Origin of the sequence: Mesorhizobium sp. WSM1497, assembly GCF_001672455.2 — a bacterium.
GTDB classification, from domain to species: domain Bacteria; phylum Pseudomonadota; class Alphaproteobacteria; order Rhizobiales; family Rhizobiaceae; genus Mesorhizobium; species Mesorhizobium ciceri.
Genome location: NZ_CP021070.1, coordinates 4,229,642 through 4,246,641 on the forward strand (window position 1 = coordinate 4,229,642; position 17,000 = coordinate 4,246,641).

The following is a 17,000-nucleotide window of genomic DNA, read 5'->3' on the forward strand; positions in this document are numbered from 1 at the left end:
GCGCAATCATGCAGCCTCCCGCTCACTGACCCGATCGATTGGGAAGCGGTCGAGCACGCGCTCCAGCACGGCGAGCCCGCTAGCGTCGATCGGCACGAACATCCTGAGCTTCCACGAAATGATCTCGTGGAAGAGACCGTAGGCGGTGAGGCGCTCGCGCATCGTGTCGGTGAAGCCCGACAGTTCGATGCGCCATGCGCCCATGACACGGCTGCGGCGGAGCTGGAGATCCTCGGCAAGATCGAGGATGGTCCGGCCGTCCATTAGAGCCGCAAAAGCCTGCTCCGGCGATAGCGTAACCACGTTCGTCGCAGAGCCCTTGGCCGCCCATGCCGGCGAGACACGGCGGCCGATGAGGCGCTCGCCCTCGTCGGTCCGAAGTCGATAAACGCGGGTCGTCTCGTTGGGCAGTCGTTTCCAGATCGGCAGCAGCAGGCCGGTGACCATGTGCAAGACCGAGTCCGAAAACTCCGGCATCCCGGCGATTTCGGCCGCCCAGGCAGTTGAGAAAGCCTCGCGGTCGGCCTCGACCCAGCGTGTTTCGCCCATGGCCTTGAGCGGCATGTTCTGGCCTTCCATCGACCGGATCAGGCGGACACGTCGCTCGACCTCGCCATCGTCGAGCATGACGCTGGGGGTCGGGATCTGCACGGCGGCGCGGCCTGATTGCTCGTTGATGAGCAGTACGGCACGCGGATCGCGGAGATGATCGAGCGCCGCATTGAGCGTGACGGGCCGATTGCGCTTGCGTTCGGTGATTGTGAGCAGGCGGCTTTCGGCGCCGGTGCGCGGATGGGTGTAGATCACCTGCCGATCGGTGACGACGAAGTTTTCTGCCTGCAGCGTCTCCAGCCCCGCGTCGTAGGTGCCTGACGCGATCGCGCCCTCGATGCGCGACGCCAGCAATTGCTCGAAGGCACCGAACAGCACGCCCTGCAGCGCAATGGTCAGTACGAGCAGGCGATTGAGGAAGGTGGTGATCGGCGGCAACTCGTCCTTGATGCCATTGGCATCCATCAGCTTGAGACCCGTCGCCGCCTCGAAACGCTCGAGCGAGCAGCCCTCGACCTTGCCGCGTACGATCAGCAGATAGAGTTGCCGTAGCGCATCGCGGGCATAGTGGCTTTCCAGATTTTCCTCAGGCCGGAACAGGCCCTGGCCGCCGGTCTGCCGCTGGCCGCGGGTGATCGCACCCAAAGTGTCGAGCCGCCGCGCGATCGTCGAGAGGAAGCGCTTTTCCGCCTTCACATTGGTCGAGATCGGCCGGAAGAGCGGCGGCTGCGCCTGATTGGTGCGATGCGTGCTGCCCAGGCCCTGGATCGCGATATCGGCCTTCCAGCCGGCTTCGAGCAGGTAATGCACACGCAGCCGCGTGTTCCGGGCCGACAGTTCGGCGTGGTAGCTCCTCCCCGTCCCGCCCGCGTCCGAAAAAACCAGAACGCGTTTCTGGTCATCCATGAAGGCCTGCGTCTCGGCGAGGTTGGCTGACGCGGCGCGGTTTTCAACGACAAGGCGCTCGCCCTTGCGGACAATGCGGCGCGAGCCGCCGGTGACCTCGGCCACGATGTCCACCCCGAAATGCTGGACGATCTGGTCGAGCGCGCCGGGGACAGGCGTCAAGCTGGCGAGTTTGCCGATCAGCTCGTCGCGCCGGGCGACCGCCTCGCGGCTCTCGACGGGCTGGCCTTCGCGGTAGACCGCACGCGACGACAGATTGCCTTCGGAGTCGGTGAAGGGCTCATAGAGCTGCACCGGAAAGGAATGGGCGAGATAGTCGAGGACGTATTCGCGCGGCGTGATGTCGACTCGGACGTCGTTCCATTCCTCGGTCGGCAGCTCGGCCAGCCGCCGTTCCATCAGTGCCTCGCCCGTCGAGACGATTTGGACAACCGCCGCATGGCTCGCCTCCAGATCGCGGGTGATGGAGCGGATCAGGGTCGGCGTCTTCATGCTGGTCAACAAATGACCGAAGAAGCGCTGCTTGGCGCTTTCAAAGGCGCTGCGCGCGGCCGACTTGGCCTGGGCATTGAGCGTGCCGGTGCTGCCGGTGATGTTGGCCGCCTGCATGGCCGCATCGAGATTGTTATGAATGATGCCGAAGGCGTCGGCATAGGCATCATAGATGCGGATCTGTTCCGGCGTCAGCTCATGCTCGATCAGCTCGTATTCGACGCCGTTGAAGGAAAGCGAGCGGGCCGTATAGAGGCCGAGTGCCCTGAGGTCGCGTGCCAGCACCTCCATGGCCGCCACGCCGCCGGCCTCGATCGCCTCGACGAACTCGGCGCGCGTCGAGAATGGAAAATGCTCGCCGCCCCAGAGGCCGAGCCGCTGGGCATAGGCGAGATTGTGCACGGTCGTGGCGCCAGTCGCCGACACATAGACGATGCGGGCATTCGGCAGGGCGTGCTGGAGCCTCAGGCCGGCACGGCCTTGCTGGGAGGGAGCGGCGTCGCCGCGTTCGCCCTTGCCGCCGCCGGCGTTTTGCATGGCGTGCGCCTCGTCGAAAATGATGACCCCATCGAAATCCGGACCCAACCATTCGACGATTTGTTTGACCCGCGAAACCTTCTCGCCGCGGTCTTCGGAACGTAGCGTGGCATAGGTGGTGAACAGGACGCCTTCCGGCAGCACGATCGGCCTGCCCTGCGGGAAGCGGGAGAGCGGGGTGACCAGCAAGCGCTCCATGCCGAGCGCGGACCAGTCGCGCTGCGCATCCTCGATGAGCTTGTCGGACTTCGAGATCCAGACCGCCCTGCGACGGCCATGCATCCAATTGTCGAGGATTACTGCGGCAGACTCGCGGCCCTTGCCTACACCGGTGCCGTCGCCAATCATGAAGCCTTGCCTGAAGCGAACGGTACCTGCTGCGTCGTCGGCTGCGGCGCTCACCACGTCGAAAGTGTCGTCGAGGGTCCAGGCGCCGGCCAGATATTCGGTGTGGGCCTCGCCGGCATAGATGACGGTCTCGAGTTGCGCGTCCGAGAGCAGGTCAAGGACGTTCTTCGGCAGGCGCGGCCGATGGCTCGGCTTGGGTGGCGCCACCGAGGCCATGGCCGCCGATTGAACGAGCTGGGTGGGGTGAGCCCGAGAGCCGGGGATGCGGATCGCCTGAAGCCCGTAGGCCTCATAGATGGCGTCGCTGATCTGGCCGTCCTCGGCCGCCTGCCCGTCGACAGCCTCATAGACGAGGTCGATGGCTTCCGGTCCGGCGATCGACATGCGTGGCGTGGTTCTCGCCGCACGTGTGGGATAGCCATGCACGGTTTGGGGCGCGGCGACCGCCGATGCCGCGCTGGAAACGGCGGCCATTGCGACCTGCGGCCGCCGGGAAGGCGCTCCTCAATCCACGAGAGGAGCGTCGCCGCATCCGGAGCGATGCCGGGAGCATCCGCGAAGACGGTGGGATCGTCCGCCGGGAGCTTGTCGATGACGGTGAGGCGTGTCGGAAAGGTCGTGCCATGCTTGGCGTAGGCCGAGCCGTCGATGGCGGCGGAGAAGACGACGCGCCCACGTTCCTGCAGGCGCGTGAACGCGGCAGTCCAGGCCGGATGGTTGGGCGCGAAGTTCTCACCGGTGATTGTTACCAGCCGCCCGCCGGGCGCAAGGCGCGCCAGCGCCGAGGTGATATGCCGCCAGGCCGCGTCGGCCATGCGGCCCTCGACGTTAGCCATGACAGAAAACGGCGGGTTCATTAGCACCACGCTCGGCACGGCACCGGGATCGAGATGGTCGTCGATCTGGGCGGCGTCGAAGCGGCTGGCGGAGACCGCGGGAAAGAGGAAGGAGAGAAGTGCCGCGCGCGTCTCGGCAAACTCATTGAGGACGAGCGAGGCGCCGGCGATCTCGGCCAGGATGGCCAGCAGCCCGGTGCCGGCGGAAGGCTCCAGCACTCGGTCGGCCGGCGTAATGGCGGCGGCTGTGGCCGCGACCAGGCCGAGCGGGATGGGGGTCGAGAACTGCTGGAAGGTCTGCGCCTCTTCGGATCGGCGGGTATGCGTTGGCATGAGCCCGGCCATCTTCGACAATGCGGAAAGCCGGAGAGCCGGAGACGCGGCTTTGCGGAACAGCGACTTTCCATACTTGCGAAGGAACAGGACCGTCGCGGCTTCGCAGGCATCGTAAGCCTGCTTCCAGTCCCAGGCGCCGGCTGCATCGGAAGCCCCGAACGCGGCTTCCATCGCCGCGCGCAGTTTTGGCGCGTCAATGCGCTCGCCGCGTTCGAGATGGGGAAGTAAAAGGCCGGCCGCAGCGAAGATGCTTGCGGCCGCACCGGCTTGGGCTAGTGGGATCGACGCGGCAGCGGGAGCCGCGACGGCGGGCGAGATCATGGTCATGATTTGAACCTCGGGAGAGCGGGGACAGGATCGAGCCGCGCGGCGCTCTCTCTGGACCGCGCGGATTCAAACCCATCCCGGCCTACCTCTCCCTCTCAGGCGCCGGCCGAAGCCAAAATGAAACAAGCGCCCCGCCATGAGGTGGAGCGCTTGCCGGTTTATCAACCGATCTCAATCATGTTCCGCCGTCAGGCTTCGACTTCCGCAGGAAACCGTTGCGGTCGTCGTGCTGATCCTGAAAAGCACCCGGCACTCGTCCGAATCCGGGCCACGATGGTGGAAGGATCGACGCTTTGGGTGTGCGGTGTGACGCCGCGCGAGTCAGGCCGCCGCCCGCCCTTCGACCACATCGGCGCCGACCTCGTCGGCGGTGATGTCTTCAAGACGCGCATTGCGGTATCCGGTCTTGGCCGTCCAGAGTTCGGCCGCATCGCGGCTCTCGGCGAGGTGCAGCAACTCGTCGTGGTCGGCGATCTGATGCAGGACCCGGACCATGCCGATCGCGGGCCGCTCGACGATCTCGAAGCTGAGCGCGCTATTGAGCGAGTGGATGCACATAGTGGTCACGAGCATGATGCCGCCGGAGGAAAAATTCCCTTCGTTGAGCGTGATTGAGGCAGGAGCGCTGTAGGTCGGATGGTCGCGCGGGGGTGACTTGCGGACCAGCCGGCCGAGACCGTTGCGGCGCTCCCAGTCCGCGAGCTTGCGGGTGAAGCGCGCTGGCGGCTTCGGCGCACCGTCCGAATAGCGGATGAGCGAACCGAGCGGGGCGTTATCGTAGACGATGTGGGCTGACATGGACATATCTCCTGAAACGAAAATGGCCCGGCTGGGAGCCGGGCCGTGAGGTGAAGGGGAACGTCGCGACCGGAGCCGCGCTGTCGATAGGTGCTATTCGGCTGCGACCGCGTGAGCGGTGACCTCATCGGCTGCCACCGAGTCGTCTTCATCATCGCTGGCGAGGAATTCGGGCAAGTCACCCTCCTCGCCCTTGTCCGGCTGCATGGCCGGTGCGTCGTGAGCGGTCAGACGGAGCGGTTCAGGCAGCCAGCCACTATCGGCCAGGAGGCGTTCGGCCTCCTTTGCCATGTCGCCCTTCTTGAGATGATCGATGAGCTGGGCCGCCTGCTCGCCAGCGCCCTCACGCACGGCTTCGAGGATCCGGGACTTGGTGACCCGGCCGAGATAGTTTGCGACGGTTGGGCGCCAACCCGCAGCCACCATGTCGAGCCCGGTGGCAAGAGACAGCCGATCGGCCTCGCGCAGCCGCTGATCCAGCCCGCGCTGGGAGACGCCGCTGCCATAGGGGTTGGGCCGTTCGAACAGGGCGTTGATGCCATAGCTGACGCAGTGTGCCAGCAGCGCCTGCCGGCTGGCTTCATCGAGACTTTCGAGCCAGATCCACAGAGTCTGGTCGTCACCGAGCGGGATGTCGCCCTTCCAAGCCGCATGGCGCTCATCGACCGCCTTGGCCGCTGGGCTGTCTTTGAGGTCGGCAGCCTGCGCCGGCAGGTGGACATGCCGGATAAACGCCTCGACGCAGCCCGTCGCGGAACGCTGACCGAATGTGTCGAGGACGAGCCGATGCAAGAGTGCTGTGATGGCCACATGCTGGTTCTCGGCCACGGCATTGCGCAACGCCAACGTGCGATGGGCGGTGAGTTCGATGACCAGGCGCTCGGGCAGCGGCTTGATGGTGTCGCCCTCATCCTCCTCGGGCTCGGACGCCTGCGCGCCGATGGTGATGGTGGGGCCGCGAACGGAAAGATCGTCGCTGCCATCCTCGCTCCCGGTCGCACCGCAGGGCTGGGCGGAGTCGCCGCCGACTGCCTGTGTCGCTTCATCCTCGGGGCGCACATGGCCCCGATCGATGACGAGATTGCCATCACGATCGATGCTGATGAACACGCCGGCGCGAGCGATCTCGGCCGCATCGTAGATCATCGGCCGGCTCTCAAGGGCCTCGAGCGCGGACTCGATCTCGCCGAGGCGCTGATCGACCTCGTCGGGGAGTTCGTCGGCTTCGCAATACTCGGCTTCCAGCCGATCGTATTCCTTGCGCAGCGCTTCACGTTGTGCCCGCTCCGCTTCGGTCAGATCGGTGGGCGTGCCGGCGAGCGCCCTCAGGCCGTGACCGTGGCCATAAGGCAGATCGACATCGACCACGATCCACTTCCAGCCTTCGGCGGCGATCTCATCTGCGATCGACTTCAGTTTGTCGCAGACCAGGCGGTCAAGCAGCACAGGGTCCTGCAGCCAGCCGCCATTGTCGGCCTCAAACAAGTCGCGCAGCATCACGCCGCCGGCTGCGACATAGGCCTCCACACCGACGAACAGCGCACGGCGATCGCTTGCCCGCACCGTGGTTTCGGTCAGCATGCGCCGGATTTGATGCGGCTCCTTCGACCACGAATGTTCGAGCGCCTCCCAGACCTGTTCCTGACGGGCGTGATCGTCGGCCACGGTGAAGGCCATGAGCTGATCGAGCTTCATCCCGTCCTGCCCGTAGATATCGTGCAGCTTGGGCGAGACCTTCGCGAGCCGCAGGCGTTGCTGGACAAAGGTCGCGGACACGAAGAAGCGTGCCGCAATCTCCTCGTGGCTCGCGCCCTGATCGTGCAGGGTCTGGAAGGCACGGAACATGTCGAGAGGATGGAGACCCTCACGCTGGAAGTTCTCGGCCAGCGAATCCTCCTCGATCGGCACCTCGCTATCGGCGTTGGTGACGACGCAAGGCACAGGCTCGGTTTTGACCATGCGCTTCCGCTTGATCAGCAGCTCAAGGGCGCGATAGCGGCGGCCACCAGCCGGCACCTCAAACATGCCGGTCTCGTTGCCCTCACCATCCAACACTGGCCGGACGTTGAGACTCTGGAGCAGGCCGCGCCGTCCAATCGAGGCGGCGAGGTCCTCGATCGTTTCCCCGCGCTTGATGCGCCGGACGTTGGACTGGCTCAGCATCAGCTTGTTGAACGGGATGTCGCGCGAAGCGTTGAGGGTGATCTTCTGCTTGACGGTAGCCATCTTGATTATCTCCGCAACGGGCGGCCGAGACTCTCTCGACCTCCAAACCCGTCACAAAGACCGGCACAGCCCTCTCACTCTACGGACCGCGCCGCACACGGAAGATCCGAGGCACGTGAGGAGGATCACGCCGCCCTCCTGTCGATATCGGTCTCATCGACCTCCCCTGGGCCCGTCCTGGATGTCCCGTCAGGTTGCGGCAGGAAGGAGAGCAGCCAGTCAGCCGCCCTGCTGGCCTGGGAGGCGGCACGCACGATGGCGCGGTTGTCTTCGCGAAGAACCTGAAGCCAGGAGGCCAGGTAGTCGGCGTGGCGCACGGTCGGCACGATGCCAAGCGAGGCGCAGCAAAAGGCTGCGTTCATCTCGGCGACCAGTTCCTCGAAAGCATATTTCTTGGTGCCCAAGGCGCCGCTGAGGTCACGGCCGACGCGGGAGGCATGGCCGGTAGCATGCCCGAGCTCGTGCAGGGCGGTGCGGTGCCAGTCGATGGTCTCGAAATAGGCCTGCGGCGGCGGCACCCGAACATAGTCATGCGCCGGAGCATAATAGGCGCGATCGCCACCGATGCGGAAATCGATCCCGGTTGCCTTGATCAGCGCGTCGACGGCCGGCTCGATCAGTCCAGGCTCTGGTGCAGGCGGAGCCACGGCCAGATCGTCAGGCAGATTTTCACATTGCGCCACGTTGAACACGATGAAGCGCTTCAGGAAAGGTATGGCATGTGCCGCCTCGCCGGTTTCCCGCGCGCGATTCTTCTCGTCGTCAGGGATGAAGCGATCGGCATAGACGAGAGTGGTCCCGTGTTCGCCCTTGCGGACATGGCCGCCCAGCGATAGCGCCTGGCGAAAGGTTAGCCAGCTCTGGACGGGAAAGCCATGCTCGATGACCGCACCCCACAGGATTAGCACATTGATCCCGGAATAGGCGCGGCCGGTCGCGGCGTTGGCCGGCATAGCGAGAGGAGCTTTCGTCGCCGTCGTGCCCCAAGGCTGCACCCAGGGAAAGCGCCCACCCTCCAGCTCGGCGATGAAGGCTTGCCCGGTCGGCGCCGGCGCGAGCGTAATGTCTGGACATCGCGGTTCTCCGCGACGGGCGCCGGAGGCCCTCCTCCAGCTCTCAACCCGTCTCGGCAACCGGTCCGTACTCTCACTCTAGACGGCTTTGCGAGGGCCTCCCGCAAAGGGAGGACGCTCTCGAATTTGGGCACAGGCGGTCCGCGCCAAATCGGCAAATGTCGGCGACCCTCTGGTATGGTTATTGTTCCCGGACTGCGTGTCGGATGCGGTCGGTAAGCGTTTGTTCGACGTCGAAATAGCCCTCCCAGGCTTCGGGCAACTGAGCCCGCGCGGCGGCGGCGAAAACATCGAAACCGTTGGCGCTTTCGCAGGTGGGCAACTCCTCCCAACTGACGGGCACCGCGCACGACGCCCCCGCGCGTGCCCGAGTCGACCAGGGACAGATTGCAGTGGAGCCCTGGCCGTTGCGCAGGTAATCGAGAAACATTCGGCCCTTGCGCTTCGCCTTGCTCATGTTGGCGACGAAGCGTGACGGATCTGTACGGGCCAATAGTTCGGCGAAGTCTTGGCAGAAGCTCTTGACCTCGTCCCAGTCTGCCTCCGGGACGAGCGGCACGACCACATGAACGCCCTTGCCGCCGGACAGCAACGGCCACGACTGCAGTCCAAGCGCTTCCAGAATGCCCCGAATGTCGAGGGCTGCCTGCTTGACGGCAGTGAAGCCCAAGTCCTCGTCGGGGTCGATGTCGAAGATCATGCGGTGCGGCAGATCCGGCTGCTGGCGCAGGCTTCCCCAGATGTGGAATTCGAGCACGTTCATCTGGACGCCTGCGATCAGCCCAGCCAGGTCATCGACCCACAAGATGCGGCTTTCCTTACCGGACATCTTCGCCAACTGGCCGTCATGGATGGCCTTGGGCATGCCTGGCAGTCTGTGCTTCTGAAAAAAGGTCTGTTGTAGGTCGCCGTCGGTATCGCGCACCAGCGACAGCGGCCGATCCAGTATGTGCGGCAGCATCTTCTCGGCGACCACGGCGTAGTAGGCGGCGAGCGTGGCCTTGGTCACCTTGGTCCCGGGATACATAACCTTGTTCGGATGCGTCAGCTGGACGCCGACAGCAGCGGCGATCTCCTTGCCGATTCCCGGATCGAGATTGGCGGAGCCAAGAGTTGCCGGCGTCTGCGGCATTTCCATCACGACCTGGTCGGCTGGCTTGTCTTCGCGCATGCCCTCAAAGCTTGGATGTCGCAAGCTGCCGTCCGGTGTCACTTCGGCATAGGTGACTTCGGCGACAAGCTCGGGCCTCACCCACCGAGCACGGCGGGCAATGTCCCTCGGAACAGAAGCGAAAGCCGGTTTCTCAATATGGCGCTTCTCGAGCTTCGCCAGGATGTCCTTGCGCATCGCCGCGGAGAACCCCGTGCCGACACGGCCGCGATAGATGAGTTTGCCATTGTCGTAAGTGCCGAGGATAAGCGAGGCCATGCCATGTCCTGTGTCACTCGGGCGATAGCCGCCGACAACGAATTCCTGTCGCTTCGTGCACTTGATCTTGAGCCAACTCCTGGTGCGATCGCCGACGTAGGAGCTGTCGGCGCGTTTGGCGATGATACCTTCGTGGCCGCCCTCGCACATGGCGTCGAACACCCTTTTGCCCTGGTCGACGATGTGGCTGGAGAATTGCAGGCAGTCCTCTGGCAGGCGAGTGCCCAGCAGGGACTCCAGCCGCTCCTTGCGCGCGAGGAGCGGCTGGTTCGACAGATCTTGGCCATCCAATTCAAGCAGGTCGAAGGCGTAGAATTTGAGCGGCAGACCCGCGGCAATGCCGGTTTTCAGCATGGAGAAGTTCGTGCGGCCCTGGCTGTCGATGGAGACGATTTCACCATCGATCAGTACCGAGCCCTTGGTCAGTCTCTGAAGTGGCGGCAGGATCACCTTGAACTGCCGGGTCCAGTCGTGGCCATTGCGGGTATAGACGACGACATTCGAGCCGGAGATGGCGGCCTGGGCACGATAGCCGTCGAACTTCATCTCGAAGAGCCAATCCCCGCCCACCGGTATGTGGTCTGTCAATGTGCAGAGCTGGAATGGCCGAAACCCCGGCAGCGGATATGCAGGAACAGATTCTGAGTCTCTGCGCCGTGTGCGCCTTTTGCCGATGCTTAGGGTGCCATCTACAGGCGACATGCGGAACTGAGATACATGGTTCGATTCAACACCCTGCTTGGGATTCAGTTCCATGCTCAACCATCCACGCGCCGGCGACCGTCGGCGCTCTAAGGAAGAACGGCGTATAAGCCGCAGTCCTGCGCGCGTCGGCAACAGCGGACATTGTCGCGCGCAGGACGGAGGAAATTCGCCCCCGCTGCGGGCGGTGAACGGGACAGCCGTAGGAGCGTCAGCATAGCGCCGGCCGCAGGACGGGACGCGGGACCGACTGTCCCCGTCCGCGGCGGTCCGCATGGTTTGCATTCAGGATGGAAGCGGCCGGCATCGTTCGCGCGCATTTCCTCGTCTCGACGGTCTCGCCGCTAATTGGCACGATAGGATCGGCCGATACGGGGCGAGTTTGCCTGAAAGAATTGGTCAGGTCTTGCCTTCGGCTCTGCTCAATTACGTGGGAGCTTGTGAATTTCGAGCCGGACAGGCCCGCCTCTGTTACAGCTCGTGCAGAAAAGCGCTCGCTCGACCGAACTGAACAGAGCGTCCTTTCCATAGCGCTTGATGAGCCCGGCAGGCTTTACCGTTGCATGGTGCGAACAGGATCTGCACCATGCCCGCAACACATGCCATTCGCGAAGATCGCCGAGCGCCACATCGAGGCCGGCATGGACACTGCCATCAATGATGGTCTGCGGCGGGATCTTCACCTCGCCCGGCGTCAGGATTTTCTCCATCACATGGCGACTGTTGTAGTGGATCAGCAACATGCCTGGCCGGCGCCGGATAGCGGCTTGCCAGGCTGCCTGACTCACCGCTGAATCGGGAGAACGCGAAATGGTTTCCGCCAAAGCCTGCTCTTCGCGATCCCAGACCTCGATCCGAAAATTGTCTTCCGCTGTCTTTGCCATAGCTTCGCCGGCCAGCGCGATTGACGCCGAGCCTTGGTCCCCTTGCTGCTCCAGATCACGCTGAAATAAGGAACATATTCCTCTCCCGTCAAGAGCATACTCGACGCGTCGTTCTCTTTTTGTTTACATGGCGAAGATAAGCCATAGGAGGGCTACCGAGGTCGGCTATAAGATTCATTCCTGCAAGTCGCGACTCCAACGGCTGGAACGCTGTATTTCCGCCTTGTGATCAACCAGTGCGGAGCAACCGCACCGCCGCCGGCGGGGTTGGAGAGGGGTTTGCCGTAGTTGCTGGCGCCATGGTCGACGTCGCGTCCGCTGCTATCGCCGACGTGGTCCTTCGGTCGTCTTGCGATTTTAGCTAGTTACCGTTTGTCCCTGGCCCGTTCCGGCTCAAGCGCCGAGAGCAGGCCATTAATTTGGTGGGAAAAGGCAATGACATTGGCCAGGAACATCGGCATCACCACCACCGTCCAAGCCGATACTAGGTACATTAGCGTGTACTCACACTCTGCTTTGGGTTAGATTGCAGGTCAATTTGTATGGTCGAGACGAGCAGCCTCAGGGAGGATGCAATGGTTAAGCCCGGACGCAAATGGATGCTATGGGGTTCGTGTGCCCTTTGGCTTCTGGCCCTGCCCGCGCAAGCGAGCAGATTGGGTGATCTAGTCAAGAATGGCGACTTGCCAGCGGTCACTGCCGCCTTGGACAAGGGCCTCGATGTCAACGAAATCGACGGCGTGACGGCACTTTACATCGCCTCAGAAGCCGGGAATGTCGAGTTGGCAGCGCTGCTGATCAGGCATGGGGCAGACGTCAACCTACCTGTCAGCTGGCAGCGAACGCCGCTCTACGCCGCCAACAAGGGCGGCCATGCTGACATCGTCAAGCTGCTGCTAGACAACGGGGCCGACCCAAATCGGGTGACGAAAGCGCAGACGCCGCTGCACGTTGCTGCCGAAAATGGCTGCCTCCCATGCGTCGTCCATCTTGTAGAAGTCGGAGCAGATGTTAACGCGCTGACATCGAATGGAAGTCCCCCGCTACATCTGGCCAAGGTCGCAGGGCACGAGGACGTCGCAGCCTATTTGCGCAGTCATGGCGCCGCAAAACCGGCCATCGCGCCGATTTCACCACGGCTTGCCTCAGCAAACGCTCAATCGGGCAAAGTAATATACGACAGCACCTGCGTGGCCTGTCATCTTTCGCCGGGCGTCAGGATACCCAAAAAGGTCAGTCTGTGGAGCATCGTTGGGCGCCAGAAGGGTTCACAAGCGGATGTCCAGTATTCATCTGCTATGAAGGACGCTGGTGGTAATTGGAGCTTTGAGGAACTCAATCTCTTCATCTCGAATCCCGCGCTCGCGTTGCCCGGCACGGAGATGTCTTTCCCGGGATTGAAGGACGAGAACAAGCGGGCCGACCTCATTGCCTACCTTCGGACTTTGAGTGATGCACCGCTGCCGCTTCCTTGAGCGCTGTTGTTGGTGGGTAACTTTGGTGCCGAATTGACCTGCAGCGAGCACGCCGAGGCAAGATTTCTATCTCACGGCTTCGTTTCTCGCACCAGCGTATCCCCCTCAGCCAGCTCATCCCGAACCCCGACCAGCCGCGCAAGCATTTCGACCCGGTGAAGCTTCGCGAGCTGGCGGAATCGATCCGCGAGCGCGGCCTTATCCAGACCATCACGGTTCGCCCGGTCGACGGCAAATTCATGATCGTTGGTGGTGAGCGCCGCTGGCGCGCTCACCAGATGATCGAGGCGGCCGACATTCTCTGCGAGGTTCGTCAAGATCGACGACAATGAAATGGCGCTGCAGGCGATCGTGGAAAACTTCGCCCGCGGCGACACGGTGATCATGGACCGTGTCAAAGTCGGCTTCTCCGTTCCGATCGACCCCGATGATTTCTCATGATCTCTGATCAAGGGCGCTGTTTGGCTTAAGAAGATTTGTGCTTTGCTGACGGCGCCGAACCGGTCTGGAGACCCTTCTCTCATTGGTGTAGTCAAGGACTGGATAGCCGAAAGCCGTTGACTATCTGACGCGAACCGCTAGCCGCCCGTTGTCGGCGGCTCCGTGATGGAACTGAACGTTCGCGTGCGATTTTGCACGAGGCATCTCACAACTTGCCGATTTCCTTAGGTATCTGCCCCGTCACGCCGCTGCAATTCTTCCAAAAGCCGGCAGCGGCTGATTCTCTTCGATACGCTACGGTCCGCTCTGGCCCTTTCTGCGGGGCGCCGAGTTCTATGCGTTTTTTTACCCTTTCCTTGGAACACTCGGCCTACTGTGACGAGATATGGAGAGGTGCGATCCAGACCATTCCGGAACGACAGCAAGAGGCCGGCCGACCGCTTGGCCTGTCCAAAACCCGATCATGATTTCCGTCCTCTCCCGCTGCTCCGGAAGGGGACCGCATTGGCGTCGCACGGTCTTCGAACTATGGGTGCAGCCAACCTCACGCGCTCAGACGTTTCGGGTTAGCGAGCCTCTGTTTGCCGCGGCGCTTGGATATTTCCTGCTGGCGGTGGGATCACGACTGGCTTCGGGTTTCCAAGAGACGGCTCGCTCAGCGATATTGATCGGGACCGAGCAGTGTCGGTTGAGGTAGCGGCCTTTCCGAAGCCACATCATGGCCTCCGCCGCGGCCTCAGCGCCACGGCTAGGATGCCACCTAGAAGTAGCCGAGGATGGATTTGACCTCGAGATATTCCAGCATGCCCTCAAGACCATATTCTCGTCCGTTTCCGGACTGCTTGAAACCGCCAAACGGGGCATGCGGATCCCAGGCCGGGTAGTTGAGATGAATCTGACCGGACCGAATGCGCGACGCGACGTCCCTGACGACCTCCAAGTCCTCGCCTTGCACATGGGCCCCCAAGCCGTACACCGTGTCGTTGGCGATGGTGACGGCCTCTTCGACTGTGTCATAGGGGATAATGCAGAGGACCGGCCCAAAAACTTCTTCCTGGGCAACGCGCATATGGGTGCGCACGTCCGAAAAGATCGTCGGCTTCACGTAGAGGCCGACGTTCAGATCGTGTGCACGACCCGGTCCGCCGATCATGAGCCTGGCGCCTTCCGAAATGCCCACGTCGATCATGGTTTGTATTCGGTCGAATTGGGTACGATTGGCGATCGCACCGTGAGTGGTGGCTTCCGAAAGAGGATCGCCGACGACGATCTGGGCCGCGACCCTCTTGGCGATTGCCTCGATCTCGGACAGCCGCTCGCGTGGCACGATCATGCGCGTCGGAGCGCTGCATGACTGGCCGAGATTGCGAAAGGCGGCGGCTATGCCCAGGGAAACGGCGCGGTCGAGATCGGCGTCCGGCAGGATCACGTTCGGGGACTTGCCACCGAGTTCCTGGGCGACACGCTTGATGGTCGGCGCTGCCGCCTGGGCCACCGCAATGCCCGCGCGGGTGGACCCGGTAATGGAGATCATATCGACATTCGGATGGGATGCCAGACTAGCACCCACGCATGCGCCATCCCCTTGCACCAGATTGAACACTCCGGCAGGGAAGCCGGCTTCCTCGATCGCCTCGGCGAACAGCAGAGCGTTCAGGGGAGAAAGCTCGCTCGGCTTCAACACGACCGTGCAGCCTGCCGCGAGCGCCGGCGAAACCTTGGCGGTGATCTGGTAAAGCGGCCAGTTCCACGGCGTAATCAGTGCGCAGACACCGATCGGTTCGTGGGTGATGGCGGTTTGCCCCCGCTGCTTGACGAAGGGAAAGGCTGTCAGCACATCACGCGCAGCCTTAACATGCGCGATCGCCAGCGGCACCTGAGCGCTGCGCGCATAGCCGATCGCCGCGCCCATTTCGAGGGTAAGGCATTGAGCCATCAGTTCGCCCCGCGCCTCGAGCATCACCTGCAGGCGATCGAGCAGACCGGCACGATATTCCGGCGTGGTCCGGCTCCAGGCGGCGAATGCATGGCGGGCCGCAGCAACGGCCACATCCACGTCAAGGCTGTTTCCGAGCGGAAACCGAGCCACAACCTCTTCGGTGGAGGGGTTCACCACGACGCCCTTGGCGGTGCCGCTCGGCTCGACCCATTGACCGTCGATGAAAAACTTGTCCAGGTGGCCGTTGCGCGACAGATGTTCGAGGGGTGTCATCACGCGACAAGACCCTTCATGCGGTCATAGCCACCCAGAACCGGCAGGAACCAGAGGCGCCCGAAATAGCCGGGGATCGCCTGCCAGTTGAAATCCTTCCAGGGGTTCAAGTCAGGGCGCCCATCCATGACATCAGTCGTGGTGCTGCCCATCAGCGTCGACATATCTAGCCCGTAAGAGGTAGACTTCATTTTCTTGACCACCAATGCTGATTTGAGTGGGCGGCATCCAAGGCATAGTTGCGCGCCTACCAGCCGCGCATCCGCTCCCAACGCGCTTCAATCCCGGGGCTGTCCCCGTTAACGACACTGTAGAAATCATGCTGCGCGGCCATCGCACACGCATGGTTGGGCAGGATCCGGACCCGAGACCCGAGCGGCAGTTCGGGCATGGATCTCCCAGAACCGGCACGCATTGCAAGAATACCGTGTTCCTGGCTGGCCTGGGCCACGATCACATCTTCCAGAACCCGCCCCTTCTCGTCGCAGACCACACCGTAACCCTGGTCGATCTGCTGGTTTGCGGTTCCTCTGTCGCGCGAAAGTGCCATCCACCCGGCATCAACCAGCACCCATCCCTTTTCCGGCTTGGAGCCGATCACAGTGGCCAATACGGAAATCGCGATATCGTCGCGGTCGCAGACGCCAACCCCGTGCTGAACGAGATCGAAGAACATGTAGACCCCAGCGCGCAATTCCGTGACACCCTCGAGATCCTGGGCGAAATGCGCGGTTGGCGTCGAGCCGACGCTGACGATCGGACAGGCATGGCCATGGGCGCGTAAGATTTCAGCAGCGCGCACGGTGGCCGAACGCTCGTTCTCCGCTGCCCTGACCAGCGCATCGGGCGTGTTCAAGCCATAGGATTCGCCTGCATGAGCGAGAGCCCCGACGAGCTTGGCACCGGCAGCGACGACCCTGCTGGCCACGTCGGGCAATCTCGGGTCGTCCGGCTTCAATCCGCCGCGATGGTCATCGCAGTCCAATTCTATGAAGACCGATGGCGTCATGCCGGTGACTTGGCGCGCGTCGGCCAAGACATCGGCCTGCTCCACAGTATCGAGCAACAGCTTCACATCAGCGCCGGTACGGCGACAAAGCTCCATGGCGCGCCTGGCCGAAGCCGGCGAGATGCCAACCGCATAGGTGATGTCGTGAAAGCCGTGGTCCGCGAAATATTCCGCCTCGGCGATGGTCGAGACCGTGATCGGACCGGGCTCGCGAGGGAACGCGTATCGGGCGACGTCGATGCTTTTGGCCGTCTTCATATGCGGGCGCAGCACCACGCCAAGCTCCTTGGCGCGCTCAGCCAGCCGTTGAATATTGCGCTCGAGCCGTCCGCGATCCAAAAGCAGCGATGGGGTAATCAAGGCGTCGATCGTCTCAGTCGTCTCGCTCGCTGCCAGGTTTGCCGCCATCTTGTTCAT

The 17,000-nt window shown here is 63.0% G+C and carries 10 protein-coding genes and 1 pseudogene; 1 reads left to right on the forward strand and 10 read right to left on the reverse strand.

The genetic code is table 11. The features are described 5' to 3' along the window. Positions 1-6: 6 nt before the first annotated feature. The 6 genes and pseudogenes from A9K65_RS20785 to A9K65_RS20810 all read right to left on the reverse strand — a co-directional run bounded on the left by A9K65_RS20785 (position 7) and on the right by A9K65_RS20810 (position 11,446). Positions 7-4,334, reverse strand: a pseudogene (locus A9K65_RS20785) (strawberry notch family protein). 321 nt (positions 4,335-4,655) lie between these two features. Then, on the reverse strand, positions 4,656-5,132 hold the full coding sequence (locus A9K65_RS20790) for a hypothetical protein (protein WP_064993227.1): 477 nt from the start codon (positions 5,130-5,132) through the stop codon (positions 4,656-4,658). Positions 5,133-5,225: 93 nt separating this feature from the next. After that, positions 5,226-7,358 carry a ParB/RepB/Spo0J family partition protein gene (locus tag A9K65_RS20795; protein WP_064993172.1) on the reverse strand — a complete coding sequence of 711 codons (2,133 nt, stop codon included), beginning with the start codon at positions 7,356-7,358 and terminating at the stop codon, positions 5,226-5,228. 125 nt (positions 7,359-7,483) lie between these two features. Next, complete coding sequence (locus tag A9K65_RS20800) at positions 7,484-8,422, reverse strand: zincin-like metallopeptidase domain-containing protein (RefSeq protein WP_064993226.1); 939 nt, start codon at positions 8,420-8,422, stop codon at positions 7,484-7,486. Between the two features lie 190 nt (positions 8,423-8,612). Next, on the reverse strand, positions 8,613-10,616 hold the full coding sequence (gene ligD, locus A9K65_RS20805; protein WP_224674290.1) for a DNA ligase D: 2,004 nt from the start codon (positions 10,614-10,616) through the stop codon (positions 8,613-8,615). 368 nt (positions 10,617-10,984) lie between these two features. Next, on the reverse strand, positions 10,985-11,446 hold the full coding sequence (locus tag A9K65_RS20810) for a hypothetical protein (RefSeq protein ID WP_064993170.1): 462 nt from the start codon (positions 11,444-11,446) through the stop codon (positions 10,985-10,987). Positions 11,447-12,021: 575 nt separating this feature from the next. On the opposite strand from A9K65_RS20810, the gene A9K65_RS20815 reads away from it, so the two are divergent. Further along, positions 12,022-12,921 carry an ankyrin repeat domain-containing protein gene (locus A9K65_RS20815; RefSeq protein ID WP_198327509.1) on the forward strand — a complete coding sequence of 300 codons (900 nt, stop codon included), beginning with the start codon at positions 12,022-12,024 and terminating at the stop codon, positions 12,919-12,921. 71 nt (positions 12,922-12,992) lie between these two features. Here the strand turns inward: A9K65_RS20815 and A9K65_RS36030 are convergent, their stop codons facing one another. From A9K65_RS36030 to A9K65_RS20835, 4 genes are all read right to left on the reverse strand, one after another. Further along, positions 12,993-13,307 (reverse strand): hypothetical protein, encoded by a 315-nt coding sequence (locus A9K65_RS36030; RefSeq protein ID WP_245321846.1) that lies wholly within the window; start codon positions 13,305-13,307, stop codon positions 12,993-12,995. An 815-nt stretch (positions 13,308-14,122) separates the two neighbouring features. Then, a complete protein-coding gene (locus tag A9K65_RS20825; protein ID WP_064993168.1) occupies positions 14,123-15,577 on the reverse strand; it encodes an aldehyde dehydrogenase family protein in 1,455 nt (484 codons plus the stop codon). Further along, complete coding sequence (locus tag A9K65_RS20830; protein ID WP_245321848.1) at positions 15,574-15,765, reverse strand: hypothetical protein; 192 nt, start codon at positions 15,763-15,765, stop codon at positions 15,574-15,576. Before A9K65_RS20830 ends, A9K65_RS20825 begins: the two co-directional genes overlap by 4 nt. Positions 15,766-15,821: 56 nt before the next feature. Continuing rightward, the gene (locus A9K65_RS20835; RefSeq protein ID WP_064993224.1) at positions 15,822-17,000 is read right to left on the reverse strand and encodes an alanine racemase; all 1,179 of its coding nucleotides are present in this window, start codon (positions 16,998-17,000) and stop codon (positions 15,822-15,824) included.